Raw genomic sequence first — 13,425 nt, 5'->3', positions numbered from 1 at the left:
GGCTCAGGAAAACAGGCGCCCGACTTTACGGGATCGGGCGCCACGGGTCGAGCCTGGCAGGGTCGGAGGACCCCGCCTTAGCGGTATTGGAGGAAGACGTTGTCGCGTCCGAACTGGTCACGCAAAGTCTGGATAAGGTTGTCGGTGGGGTCGATTCGCCATTGGTCGCCGAACTGCAGCAGGGCGCGCGCGTCCCGGCCACTGTAGTCGAGAGTGATCGGACAGGCGCCGCGATGCTGGCCGCACAGCTCGGCCAGCCAGCGCAGCCGCTCCCCCCTGAGCGCCTCGCCGTCGACCCGCATGCGCAGGCTCTCGGCCAGCCCGGTGCGCGCCTCCTCCAGGCTCATCACCCGTTTCGCGCGCAGGCGCAGGCCGCCGGAAAAGTCGTCCATGCTCACCTCGCCCTCGATCACCACCAGCGCGTCGGTCTGCAGCAGCGACTGGGCGGCGGCGAAGGCCTCGGCGAACAGCGAGGCCTCGATGCGCCCGGAACGGTCGTCGAGGGTGACGAAGCCCATCTTGTCGCCGCGCTTGTTCTTCATCACCCGCAGGTTGACGATCAGCCCGGCCACCGTCTGCGTCTCGCGCGCCGGGCGCAGGTCGATGATGCGCTGGCGGGCGAAGCGGCGCACCTCGCCTTCGTATTCGTCGATCGGATGGCCGGTCAGGTACAGGCCGAGGGTCTCCTTCTCGCCGCGCAGGCGCTCCTTGAGGGTCAGCTCGCGCACCTTGCGGTAGTTGGCGTAGACGTCGGCCTCGGGCTCGGCGAACAGCCCGCCGAACAGGTCCATGTGCCCGCTGTCGGCGCTGCGCGCGCTCTGCTCGGCCGCCTGTACCGCCTCCTCCATCGCCGCCAGCAGCACCGCGCGATTGAGGTCGAGACTGGCCTGGTAGGCCTTGGGCTCGTCGTGGTAGTGCGGGCCGAGGCGATCCAGCGCACCGCTGCGGATCAGCGCCTCCAGGGTGCGCTTGTTGATGCGCTTCAAATCGACCCGCGCGCAGAAGTCGAACAGGTCCTTGAACGGCCCCGTGGCGCGCGCCTCGACGATGGCCTCCACCGGCCCCTCGCCGACGCCCTTGACCGCACCGAGGCCGTAGACGATGCGCCCGTCCTCGTTGACGGTGAACTTGAACTCGGAGACGTTGACGTCGGGGGCGTCGATGCGCAGCTTCATGCTGCGGCATTCTTCGATGAGGATCACCACCTTGTCGGTATTGTGCATGTCCGCCGACATCACCGCGGCCATGAACGGCGACGGGAAATGGGTCTTCAGCCAGGCGGTCTGGTAGGAGACCAGGCCGTAGGCGGCCGAGTGCGACTTGTTGAAGCCGTAGCCGGCGAACTTCTCCACCAGGTCGAAGATGTTGCCCGCCAGCTCGCCGTCGATGCCGTTGTTGGCGCAGCCCTCGATGAAGCCGCCGCGCTGCTTGGCCATCTCCTCGGGCTTCTTCTTGCCCATGGCCCGACGCAGCATGTCGGCGCCGCCGAGGGTGTAGCCGGCCATCACCTGGGCGATCTGCATCACCTGTTCCTGGTACAGGATGATGCCGTAGGTGGGCTTGAGCACCGGCTCGAGGCCCGCGTACTGGTAGTCCGGGTGCGGATAGGACAGCTCGGCACGGCCGTGCTTGCGGTTGATGAAGTCGTCCACCATGCCCGACTGCAGCGGGCCGGGACGGAACAGCGCCACCAGCGCGATGAGGTCTTCCAGGCAGTCCGGCTTGAGCTTCTTGATCAGCTCCTTCATGCCGCGCGATTCGAGCTGGAACACCGCGGTGGTCTCGGCGCGCTGCAGCAACTGGTAGGTCGGCTTGTCGTCCAGCGGGATGAAGTCGATGTCGACCGGCGGCAGGCCCTTCTTCGCCTGCTCGCGGTTGATGGTCTCCAGTGCCCACTTGATGATGGTCAGGGTGCGCAGGCCGAGGAAGTCGAACTTGACCAGGCCGGCGGCCTCGACGTCGTCCTTGTCGAACTGGGTGACCAGGCCGCCGCCCTCCTCGTCGCAGGCGATCGGCGAGAAGTCGGTGAGCCTGGTCGGCGCGATCACCACGCCGCCGGCGTGCTTGCCGGTGCCGCGGGTGATGCCCTCGAGCTTGAGGGCCATGTCCCAGATTTCCCTGGCATCCTCATCGACGGCGAGGAAGTCGCGCAGCGGCTCCTCCATCTCGTAGGCCTTTTCCAGGGTCATGCCGACTTCGAAGGGGATCATCTTCGACAGGCGGTCGGCCAGCCCGTAGGACTTGCCCTGCACCCGCGCCACGTCGCGCACCACCGCCTTGGCCGCCATCGAGCCGAAGGTGATGATCTGGCTCACCGCGTTGCGACCGTACTTGTCGGCCACGTAGTCGATCACCCGGTCACGGCCGTCCATGCAGAAGTCGACGTCGAAGTCGGGCATGGAGACCCGCTCGGGGTTGAGGAAGCGCTCGAACAGCAGGTCGTAGGCCAGCGGGTCGAGGTCGGTGATCTTCAGCACGTAGGCGACCAGACTGCCGGCACCCGAGCCGCGCCCCGGTCCCACCGGCACGCCGTTGTTCTTCGCCCACTGGATGAAGTCGGCCACGATCAGGAAGTAGCCGGGAAAGCCCATCTGGATGATGGTGCCCAGCTCGAACTCCAGGCGGTCGACGTAGACCTGGCGCTTGGCCTCGTAGTCCGGAGTGTCCTTGGGCAGCAGCACTTCAAGACGCTCTTCCAGCCCCTCGTAGGAGGCGTGGCGCAGGTAGTCGTCGATGCCCATGCCGTTGGGCGTCGGGAAGTCGGGCAGGAAGTGCTTGCCCAGGCGCACGTCGATGTTGCAGCGCCTGGCGATCTCGACGGTGTTCTCCAGCGCCTCGGGAAGGTCGCTGAACAGCTCGGCCATCTCCGCCGGGCTCTTCAGGTACTGCTGGTCCGAGTAATTGCGCGGCCGCCGCGGATCGTCGAGGGTGCGTCCCTCGCCGATGCACACGCGGGTCTCGTGGGCCTCGAAGTCGTCCTGCTTGAGGAAGCGCACGTCGTTGGTGGCCACCAGCGGCGCATCGCAGCGCGTGGCCAGTTGCACCGCCGCGTGCAGGTACTCCTCGTCGTTGACCCGGCTGGTGCGCTGCACCTCCAGGTAGAAGCGCTCGGGGAACACCGCCTGCCACTCGCGCAGCAGCGCCTCGGCTTCGTCGGCGTGACCGCCGAGCAGCGCCAGGCCGATCTCCCCCTCCTTGGCACCGGACAGCGCGATCAGCCCCGCGGCGGCCTGCTTGACCCAGTCGCGCTGGATGACCACCAGGCCGTTGTGCTGCCCCTCGGTCCAGCCGCGCGAGATCAGCTCGGTGAGATTGCGGTAACCCTGGGCATCCATCGCCAGCAGGGTCAGGCGCGACAGCGGGGCGTCCTCGCCGCGGCCGGCCAGCCACAGGTCGGCGCCGCAGATCGGCTTGATGCCGCCCCCCATGGCGGTCTTGTAGAACTTGACCAGCGAGCACATGTTGCTCATGTCGGTGACCGCCACCGCCGGCATGCCCGCCCCGGCCACCGCCTTGACCAGCGGCTTGACCCGTACCAGGCCGTCGACCAAGGAGTATTCGGTGTGCACGCGCAGGTGGACGAAGGTGGCGGTCATGGCAATTCCGTGGACGCAGAAACGACTGGGCCCGGAATTGTACCGGGCCCGGACAGGCAGTGCATGGGTTAGCTCAGGACGGATCGAGCAGCGCCCGGACCGGCGCAAAGGAGCGCCGATGAATGGGCGTCGGCCCCAGGCGCCTGAGCGCCTCGAGATGCGCCGGCGTCGGATAGCCCTTGTGCCCGGCCATGCCGTAACCAGGATAGCGGGCATCCAGTTCGGCCATCTCGCGGTCGCGGCTGACCTTGGCGAGGATCGAGGCGGCGGCGATCGCCGGCACCCTGGCGTCGCCGCCGACCACCGGCGCGCTGGGCACCAGGAGCTTCGGGCAGCGATTGCCGTCGATCAGCGCCAGCCGCGGCTGGATGGGCAGCCCCTCGACCGCGCGCTGCATGGCCAGGAAGGTGGCCTGCAGGATGTTCAGGCGGTCGATCTCCTCGACCTCGGCGCGACCGATGCACCAGGCCAGCGCCTTGTCGCGGATCTCGTCGAACAGCCGCTCGCGGCGCGCCTCGCTGAGCTTCTTGGAGTCGTTGAGCCCCGCGATGGGACGCGCCGGATCGAGGATCACCGCCGCGGTGACCACCGGACCGCACAGCGGACCGCGGCCGACCTCGTCGACGCCGGCGACCAGCTCCTCGACCAGGGTGAAATCCAGACCCAGCTGCATCAGGCGCCCTCCACCAGCCGCAACACCGCCTCGGCGGCGCGCTCGGAGGCGCCGCGGCGCAGCGCGCGGTGGATGGCATCGAAGCCCTCGGTCTGCACCTGGCCATCGTCGATCAGCGGCGCCAGCGCGCCGGCCAGTGCTTCCGGCGTGGCGGCGTCCTGGATCAGCTCGGGGACCAGCAGGCGCCCGGCCAGCAGGTTGGGCAGCGAGATGTACGGACTCTTCACCAGCCGCCTGAGGATGCGGTAGGTCAGCGGCGCCACCCGGTAGGCCACCACCATCGGCCGCTTGAACAGCAGCGCCTCGAGGGTCGCGGTGCCGGAGGCGATCAGCACCGCATCGCAGGCGCCCAGAGCCTCGTGGGAGCGGCCGTCGAGCAGGCTGACCTGCAGGTCGCGCCCGGCGAGCATGGCCTCGACCTGGGCGCGGCGCTCGGCGCTGGCGCAGGGCAGCACGAAGCGCAGCCCCGGACGCAGCGCGCGCAGGCGCTCGGCGGCGTCGAGGAACAGGCCGCCGAGACGCTCGACCTCGCCGCCGCGACTGCCGGGCAGCAGCGCCACCACCGTGCCCTGCTCCGGCAGGCCGAGAGCGGCGCGCGCGGCGACACGGTCGGCCGTCAGGGGAATGGCGTCGGCCAGCGGGTGACCGACGAAGCACACCGGCACCTGCTGTGCCTCGTAGAACTGCGCCTCGAAGGGAAACAGGGTGAGCATCAGGTCGCAGGCGCGCTGGATCTTCAGCACGCGCTTCTGCCGCCAGGCCCACACCGAGGGGCTGACGTAGTGCACGGTGCGGATGCCGGCCTGGCGCAGCTTCAATTCGACGCCGAGGTTGAAGTCCGGGGCATCGATGCCGACGAACACGTCCGGGCGCTCGTCGATCAGGGTGCGGATCAGGCCGCGGCGGCGCTTGAGCAGTTCGGGCAGGCGGCCGAACACCTCGACCAGGCCCATCACCGCCAGGCGCTCCATCGGGAAGTACGAATCGAGGCCCTCGGCCTGCATGCGCGGCCCGCCGACGCCGATGAAGCGGGCATCGGGGTGGCGGGCCTTGATGGCCTGCATCAGGCCGGCGCCGAGGATGTCGCCGGACGCCTCGCCGGCGACCAAGGCGATCTTCAGGGGACGGGCCATGGCGTCAGCGGGTGATGCCGCGGGTCGAGCTGCGCACCGAGTCGCAGAACAGCGCCACTTCCGGGTACTGCGCCGCCTCGGCGGCCAGGTCGGCCAGCGCCTCCTCGACGGTCAGCCCCTTGCGGTAGACGACCTTGTAGGCGCGGCGCAGGGCGTGCATCACCTCGTCGCTGAAACCGCGCCGGCGCATGCCCTCGAAGTTCATGCTGCGCGCCTCGGCGGGGCTGCCGAACACGGTGACGAAGGCCGGCACGTCCTTGCCGATCGCCGTGCCCATGCCGGAGAAGCTGTGCGCGCCGATATGGCAGAACTGGTGGACCAGGGTGAAGCCGGAGAGGATCGCCCAGTCGCCGACGTGCACGTGGCCGGCCAGTGCGGTGTTGTTGACCAGGATGCAGTGGTCGCCGATCACGCTGTCGTGGCCGACGTGCACGTAGGCCATCAGCAGGTTGTGGTTGCCGATGGTGGTCTCGAAGCGATCCTGCACGGTGCCGCGATGGATGGTGACGCCTTCGCGGATCACGTTGTGGTCGCCGATCACCAGACGGGTCGGCTCGCCCTTGTACTTCAGATCGGGAGTGTCTTCGCCTACCGAGGAGAACTGGTAGATGCGATTGTGCCGGCCGATCACCGTGGGGCCCTTGACGATCACGTGGGGACCGATCACGGTACCCTCGCCGATTTCCACGTTCGGACCGATGATCGACCAGGGGCCAACTTCGACGGAGTCGGCCAGCCTGGCACTCGGATCGATGATGGCGCGAGGGTCGATCAGACTCATTTCTTCTGTTCCGCGCAGATGATCTCGCCGGAGCAGACCGCCTTGCCGTCGACGCTGGCCTGGCACTCGAACTTCCACAGGCCACGCTTGGTGCTGAGTACGCGGGCCTCGAGGATCAGCTGATCCCCCGGGGTCACCGGCGAGCGGAAACGCAGGTTGTCGGAGCCGACATACAGGTACAGGGTGTCGGCGGCCGCCTTGGCCCCCATCATGCTGAAGCCGAGCAGGCCGGCGGCCTGGGCCATGGCTTCGATGATCAGCACCCCCGGCATGATCGGATGGCCCGGGAAGTGGCCATTGAAGAACGGCTCGTTGATGGTCACGTTCTTGTAGGCGCGGATGCGCTTTTCCTCGAGATCCATCTCCACCACCCGATCCACCAGCAGGAACGGGTAGCGGTGCGGCAGGAGTTCGCGAATCTCGTTGATATCCATCATGGTGTGGGAGCCTTGGTCAAAAAATGGAACACGGGGAGGCGTGCCTCAGGCATCAGATGAGCCATCCCCGCTCCGGGTCACGGCGGCGAGCTGTTTTTCCAGCTGCTGCAGGCGCTTGGCCATGTCGTCAAGGTGACGCAGGCGCGCGGCGCTCTTCTTCCACTCGGCCGCCGGCTGCATCGCCGTGCCCGAGGAATAGGCCCCCGGCTCGGTGATCGAGCGGGTGACCATGGTCATGCCGGTGACGAACACGTGATCGCACACCTCGATGTGACCGACCATGCCGACGCCGCCGGCGATCATGCAGTGCTTGCCGATCCTGGTGCTGCCGGAGATGCCGCAGCAGCCGGCCATGGCAGTGTGATCGCCGATCTGCACGTTGTGGGCGATCATGATCTGGTTGTCGAGCTTGACCCCGTTGCCGATCACCGTGTCGGCCAGGGCGCCACGGTCGATGGTGGTGTTGGCGCCGATCTCGACGTCGTCGCCGATGGTCACGCCACCGATCTGGGCGATCTTGATCCACACGCCCTTGTCGTTGGCGAAGCCGAAGCCCTCGCCGCCGAGCACCGCGCCGGACTGGATGACCACACGCTGACCGATGCGCACGTCGTGGTACAGGGTCACCCGCGGCGCCAGCCAGCCGTCGTCGCCGATCACGCTGCGCGCACCGATCACGCAATGGGCACCGAGGCTCACCCGCGCGCCGATCACCGCGCCGGACTCGATCACCACGCCGGGACCGACCGAGGCGCTCGGATCGACCACGGCATCCGCGGCGACCATGGCCGTCGGGTGGATGCCGGGCACGGCGACCGGCTTGCGGTCGAACAGGTGCGACAGCTGGGCGAAGGCCAGGTAGGGATTGGCCAGCACCAGGGCATTGCCGGCGAAGCCCTCGGCATCGGCCGGAGTCAGCAGCACCGCGCCGGCCTGGCAGGTCGCCAGGTGCTTGCGGTACTGCGCGTTGGCGAGAAAGGTCAGCTGCTGCGGGCCGGCGTCCTGCAGGGCGGCCAGACCGGCGATGGGCAGACCGGCCGGTCCGCGCAGCTCGGCGCCGACGCGCGCGGCCAGCTCGCCAAGGGTATGGACGGAAGCACTCATGGCGATCAGCGCAGCTGGTTCATGCGCTCGATCACCTGCTTGGTGATGTCGAACTGCGGCTTGACTTCCACCACGGCACCGCGCTCCAGCACCAGGTCGTAGTTGCCCTTCTTGATCACTTCCTCGACGGCCTTGTCCAGCTTCGGCTTGAGCTGCTTGAGCATGTCGCGGTCGGCGATGGCCTTGGCCTCGTTCAGCTCCTTGGACTGGAACTGGAAGTCGCGGGCCTTCTGCTTGAACTCGAGTTCCAGACGCTCGCGCTCGCTCTGCGCCATCTTCTCGCCCTCCTTCATCAGGCGGTCCTGGATGCGCTTGGCGTCGCTCTCCAGGGTCTTCAGGCGGTTGAGCTGCGGGCCGAACTTCTTCTCGGCATCGACGGCGTACTTCTTGGCCGCGTCGGATTCGAGCAGGGCCATTTGATAGTTGAGTACCGCCACCTTCATTTCGGCGAAGGCCGGCAGGCTCACCATAGCGGCGGCGAACAGGATTGCTTGGGTCAACTTGCGCACGATGAACTCCTGATACGAATCGGTTGGGTGAAAGGCCCCAACGGGCTTAGAAAGTCTGTCCCAGGGAGAACTGGAATACCTGGGTATCGGAGTTCTCGGGCTCCTTGACCGGCATGCCGAGGCTGAAGCTCAGCGGGCCGAGCGCGGTCAGCCAGGTCAGGCCGACGCCCACCGAGCTGGCCATGTCGCTCAGGCTGATGTCGCAGCCGACCTCGCCGCGCGCCTCCTGGGCGGCGCTGCAGTTGGTGTCGAACACGTTGCCGACGTCCCAGAACAACACGGTGCGCAGGGAGCGCTGGTCCTTGACGAACGGCAGGGGGAACAGCAGCTCGGTACCGCCCTGCACGATGACGTTGCCGCCGAAGGGTTGCGGATCCTGATCCGGATCGGCCGCGGCCGGCGTGCTGCGCGGGCCGAGACTGCTTTCCTCGAAGCCGCGTACCGAACCGAAACCGCCGGCGTAGTAGTGCTCGTAGAACGGCAGTTCGCTGGTCGAGCCGTAGCTGTCGGCATAGCCCAAGCGGCCATGGAAGCGCAGGGCGTAGTCCTTCTTCCACAGCGGGACGAAGACCTGGCCGTTGTAGTCGATGCGGTAGAACGACAGGTCGCTGCCCGGCAGGGTGATCTCGCCGACCAGGCTCTGCGAGTAGCCGCGGCTGGCGAACATGCCGCGGTTGAGGGTCGACTGCGACCAGCCCATCGAGCCCTTGAAGTTGGTGTAGCTGTCGCCTTCGGCCGCGATGAAGTCGTTGATCTCGTCGACCGTGTAGGTACCGGGCTTGATGTCGTCCTGCTGGGCCGACAGCCCGTAGGTCAGGCGCGAGGTCTCGCTGATCGGATAGCCGAGGTTGATGCCGGCACCGAGGCTGTCCACCGAGTAGCTCGACACGTCGACGTCGAGGTCGTCGTAGTCGGTGGTGCGATAGAACATGTTGTAGCCGAGGCTGACGCCGTCCTCGGTCCAGTACGGATCGGTGAAGGCGAAGTTGTAGCGGGTCTGGTACTCGCTGCGGGTCAGGCCGACGTTGACCTTGTTGCCGGTGCCGAGGAAGTTGTTCTGGCTGATCGAGCCGCCAAGGATCAGGCCGGCGCTCTGGGCGAAGCCGACGCTGGCGGTGATCGAGCCGGACGGCTGCTCCTCGACGCTGTAGTTGACGTCGATCTGGTCGTCGGTGCCCGGCACCGGCGGGGTCTCGACGTTGACCTCCTTGAAGTAGCCGAGGCGCTCGAGGCGGGTCTTCGACTGGTCGATCAGGTAGGTCGAGGCCCAGCCGCCTTCCATCTGGCGCATCTCGCGGCGCAGCACCTCGTCCTCGGTCTTGGTGTTGCCGCGGAAGTTGATGCGATTGACGTAGGCGCGCTTGCCCGGGTCGACGGCGAAGGTCAGCGAGACGGTGTTGTCCTCGTCGTGCGGCTCGGGGATGCCGTTGACGTTGGCGAAGGTGTAGCCCTCGTTGCCGAGGCGGCGGGTGATCAGCTCGGAGGTGCTGGTCATCACCTTGCGCGAGAACACCTGGCCTTCCTTGACCAGCAGCAGCTTGCGCACCTCTTCCTCCGGCACGCGCAGGTCGCCGGCCAGCTTGACCTCGCGGATCGTGTAGCGCTCGCCCTCGTCGATGTTGACGGTGACGTAGACGTGCTTCTTGTCCGGGGTGATGGACACCTGGGTGGAGGTGATGTCCATGTTGATGTAGCCGCGATCCAGGTAGTAGGAACGCAGGCGCTCGAGGTCGCCGGACAGCTTCTCGCGGGAATACTTGTCGTCGTTGCGGAAGAACGACAGCCAGTTGGTGGTGCGCAGCTCGAACAGGCCGGCCAGCTCCTCGCTGGAGAACACCTTGTTGCCGACGATGTTGATGTGCTGGATGGCGGCGACCGAACCCTCGTTGATCTTGATCTTCAGGGCGACCCGGTTGCGCGGCTGGCTGACCACCTCGGTGTCGATACTCGCCGAGTAGCGGCCCTGCGCCACGTACTGGCGCTGCAGCTCGTTGCGCACGCCCTCGAGGGTCGCCTGCTGGAAGATCTCGCCTTCGGCCAGGCCGGACTGCTTGAGGCCCTTGAGCAGATCATCGGTGGCGATGGCCTTGTTGCCGTCGATCTCGATCGCCGAGATCGACGGGCGCTCGACCACGTCGACCACCAGCACGCCGTCCTCGCGACCGAGGCGGATGTCCTGGAAGAAACCGGTCTTGAACAGCGAGCGGGTCGCCTCGACCAGGCGACGGTCGTCGACCGCGTCGCCGACGTTGAGCGGCAGGGCGCCGAACACGCTGCCGGCGGATACCCGCTGCAGGCCGTTGACGCGAATGTCGGTGATCGTGAAGGACTCGGCGTGAACCTCGGCGGTGATCAGCGCGGCAATTACCGCCGGTAGCAGCAAGCGTTTCATGAAGTCCTTTCTAACTTTTCAGACTGACTAAAAAGGAACTGCCGCCCCAGGCGGCAGCTCCGCAATGCGTGGCAGGTTACAGCCGGCTGATGTCATTAAACAGGGCGAGAAGCATCAGGCCGACCACCAGGCTGATGCCTATCTGCATGCCGAGCGCCTGCACCCGTTCCGACAGCGGCCGGCCACGGACCCATTCGACCATATAGAACAGCAGATGCCCGCCATCGAGGACCGGAATCGGCAGCAGGTTGAGCACGCCGAGGCTGATACTCAGGTAGGCGAGGAAGCTCAGGAAATCTCCCACCCCAGACTGGGCCGAAGCGCCGGCCACTTTAGCAATCGTTATCGGGCCGCTCAAGTTTTTTACCGAGAGCTCGCCGAACAGCATCTTGCCGATCGAGTCGAGGGTCAGAAGGCTCATCGACCAGGTCCGCCCGAGGCTTTCGCCCACCGCTTCCAGCGGACCGTGACGGACTTCACGAAGCATCTGCGCCGGCCATTCGCCGCCGCTGACGCCGGCCCCGAGGTAGCCGCTGCGCGCCTTGCCTTCGCCGCGAGCGGCCAGGGTCAGGCTGACGTCCAGCGCCTGGCCATCGCGCTCGACCCGCAGGCTCACCCGCTGCCCCGGGCGCTCGCGCACCCGCTCGACCACCTGCTGCCAGTCGTCCAGCCCCACCCCGTCCAGGCTCAGCAGGCGATCGCCGACCTCCAGCCCGGCGGCCTGCGCCGGCCCCTGGGGATCGAGCTGGGCCAGTACCGGCTCGATCCTCGGCGTCCACGGACGGATGCCCAGCGCCGCCAACGGATCGGGATCCTCGGCTCCCCTGAGCCAGCCATCCAGGGTCAGGGTGCGCTCGCTCTGCACGCTGGAGTCCGGCTCCTGCAGGCGCAGGCGCAGGCTGCCGCTCTCGCCGAGACGGCGCACCAGCTGCAGGTTGACCTCGCTCCAGCCCTGCACCGCCCGGCCGTCCACCGCCAGCACCTCGGCGCCGGCCATCACCCCGGCCTGCTCCGCCAGGCTGCCCGGCTCGATGCTGCCGATCACCGGGCGCACCTGCAGGCTGCCGAGCATGGCGACCACCCAGAAGAACAGGATGGCGAGCAGGAAGTTGGCCAGCGGTCCGGCGACGACCACGGCGAAGCGCTGGCGTACGCTCTTGCGGTTGAACGCCTGCTCGAGCAGCGCCGCGGGAACCTCGCCCTCGCGCTCGTCGAGCATCTTCACGTAGCCGCCCAGCGGGATGGCGGCAATCACGAACTCGGTGCCGTGGCGGTCATGCCAGCGCAGCAACGGCGCACCGAAGCCCACCGAGAAACGCAGCACCTTGATGCCGCAACGCCGCGCCACCCAGAAGTGACCGAATTCGTGGAAAGTGACCAGCACACCCAGGGCGACCAGGGTGCCGACGATCATATACAACGCGCTCATCGAAAAACCTCCGGACTCAGTGTCCGCAGCGGCCAAGCCAGTCCTGCGCGGCGGCACGCGCCTCGGCATCGGCCTGCAGCACGGTGTCCAGCTCGCGGACGGCAACGGCAGGGATGCGCTCGAGCACCGCCTCGATCATTCGGGCAATGTCGACGAAGCGGATGCGCTCGTCAAGGAAGGCGGCGACCGCCACCTCGTTGGCGGCGTTGAGCAGCGCCGGCGCCGTACCGCCCGCCTCGGCCGCCTGGCGCGCCAGCTTCAGGCAGGGGAAACGCCGCTCGTCCGGCGCCTCGAAGTCGAGGCGGGCGATGGCGAACAGGTCCAGCGGCGCCACCCCGGAGTCGATGCGCCGCGGCCAGGCCAGGGCATGGGCGATGGGCGTGCGCATGTCCGGATTGCCCAGCTGGGCCAGCACCGAACCGTCGACGTAGTCGACCAGCGAATGGATCACGCTCTGCGGATGGACCACCACCTCGACCTGGGCCGGGCGCGCATCGAACAGCCAGCAGGCCTCGATCAGCTCCAGCCCCTTGTTCATCATGCTCGCCGAGTCGACCGAGATCTTGCGCCCCATCGCCCAGTTGGGATGGGCGCAGGCCTGCTGCGGCGTGGCTTCGGCGATGCGCTCCAGCGGCCAGCAGCGGAACGGCCCGCCGGAGGCGGTGAGCAGGATGCGCCGCACGCCGACCCGCCCCAGGCCCTGGCCGTAGTCGCCGGGCATGCACTGGAAGATGGCGTTGTGTTCGCTGTCGATCGGCAGCAGCTCGGCGCCGTGGGCCTGCACCGCCTGCATGAACAGGGCGCCGGACATCACCAGCGCCTCCTTGTTGGCCAGCAGCACGCGCTTGCCCGCCTGCACCGCGGCCAGGGTCGGCTTGAGCCCGGCGGCGCCGACGATGGCGGCCATCACCGCATCCACCTCCGGGTGGGCGGCGACCGTGCACAAGCCCGACTCGCCGACCAGCACCTCGGTATCCAGCCCGGCGCCACGCAGACCATCCTGCAGCACGCGCGCCGCCTCGGCCGTCGGCACCACGGCGAAGCGCGGGCGATGCAGCAGGCACAGGCGCTCCAGCTCGGCCAGCCGGCTGAAGCCGGTCAGGGCGAAGACGCGGTAGTCGTGGGGATGACGGGCGACGACGTCGAGGGTGGAGAGACCGATGGAACCGGTCGCCCCGAGTACGGTTATCTGCTTCACAGGCTTCCCCAGCCGTGCAGCCAGAGCAGCACGGCGAACATCGGCACCGCCGCCGTCAGGCTGTCGATGCGATCCAGCACGCCGCCGTGGCCGGGCAGCAGGCTGCTGCTGTCCTTGATGCCGGACTGACGCTTGAACATGCTCTCGGTCAGGTCGCCGACCACCGAGATCAG

11 protein-coding genes are annotated in these 13,425 nt (G+C 67.6%); all 11 read right to left on the bottom strand.

All coding sequences use genetic code 11. The features are described from left to right. Nucleotides 1-77: 77 nt before the first annotated feature. Nucleotides 78-3,596, bottom strand: coding sequence for a DNA polymerase III subunit alpha (gene dnaE / locus E5198_RS06045; protein WP_136489104.1), 3,519 nt, complete (start codon nt 3,594-3,596; stop codon nt 78-80). A 73-nt stretch (nt 3,597-3,669) separates the two neighbouring features. After that, nucleotides 3,670-4,269 (bottom strand): ribonuclease HII, encoded by a 600-nt coding sequence (gene rnhB, locus E5198_RS06040; protein ID WP_136489103.1) that lies wholly within the window; start codon nt 4,267-4,269, stop codon nt 3,670-3,672. Beyond that, nucleotides 4,269-5,402 (bottom strand): lipid-A-disaccharide synthase, encoded by a 1,134-nt coding sequence (gene lpxB / locus E5198_RS06035; RefSeq protein WP_136489102.1) that lies wholly within the window; start codon nt 5,400-5,402, stop codon nt 4,269-4,271. The genes rnhB and lpxB overlap by 1 nt, the downstream gene beginning before the upstream one ends. Before the next feature lie 4 nt (nt 5,403-5,406). Next, a complete protein-coding gene (lpxA, locus tag E5198_RS06030) occupies nt 5,407-6,183 on the bottom strand; it encodes an acyl-ACP--UDP-N-acetylglucosamine O-acyltransferase (protein WP_136489101.1) in 777 nt (258 codons plus the stop codon). Next, nucleotides 6,180-6,620 (bottom strand): 3-hydroxyacyl-ACP dehydratase FabZ, encoded by a 441-nt coding sequence (gene fabZ, locus E5198_RS06025; protein ID WP_136489100.1) that lies wholly within the window; start codon nt 6,618-6,620, stop codon nt 6,180-6,182. The genes lpxA and fabZ overlap by 4 nt, the downstream gene beginning before the upstream one ends. Before the next feature lie 45 nt (nt 6,621-6,665). After that, nucleotides 6,666-7,724, bottom strand: coding sequence for a UDP-3-O-(3-hydroxymyristoyl)glucosamine N-acyltransferase (gene lpxD / locus E5198_RS06020; RefSeq protein ID WP_136489099.1), 1,059 nt, complete (start codon nt 7,722-7,724; stop codon nt 6,666-6,668). 5 nt (nt 7,725-7,729) lie between these two features. Next, nucleotides 7,730-8,233, bottom strand: a complete 504-nt coding sequence (locus tag E5198_RS06015) for an OmpH family outer membrane protein (RefSeq protein WP_136489098.1) — start codon at nt 8,231-8,233, stop codon at nt 7,730-7,732. Between the two features lie 46 nt (nt 8,234-8,279). Then, the gene (gene bamA / locus E5198_RS06010) at nt 8,280-10,625 is read right to left on the bottom strand and encodes an outer membrane protein assembly factor BamA (protein WP_136489097.1); all 2,346 of its coding nucleotides are present in this window, start codon (nt 10,623-10,625) and stop codon (nt 8,280-8,282) included. A 76-nt stretch (nt 10,626-10,701) separates the two neighbouring features. Next, a complete protein-coding gene (gene rseP / locus E5198_RS06005) occupies nt 10,702-12,054 on the bottom strand; it encodes a sigma E protease regulator RseP (RefSeq protein WP_136489096.1) in 1,353 nt (450 codons plus the stop codon). A gap of 16 nt (nt 12,055-12,070) precedes the next feature. Next, nucleotides 12,071-13,252, bottom strand: coding sequence for a 1-deoxy-D-xylulose-5-phosphate reductoisomerase (ispC, locus tag E5198_RS06000; protein WP_372239869.1), 1,182 nt, complete (start codon nt 13,250-13,252; stop codon nt 12,071-12,073). After that, on the bottom strand, nt 13,249-13,425 hold a 177-nt coding region (locus tag E5198_RS05995), incomplete at its 5' end, for a phosphatidate cytidylyltransferase (RefSeq protein WP_168772488.1). The genes E5198_RS05995 and ispC, both read right to left, overlap by 4 nt.

Origin of the sequence: Pseudomonas sp. A-1, from assembly GCF_004801855.1 — a bacterium.
Taxonomy (GTDB): domain Bacteria; phylum Pseudomonadota; class Gammaproteobacteria; order Pseudomonadales; family Pseudomonadaceae; genus Geopseudomonas.
The sequence above is the reverse complement of the archived record's forward strand: the minus strand, read 5'-3'. Positions and strand labels throughout refer to the sequence as shown.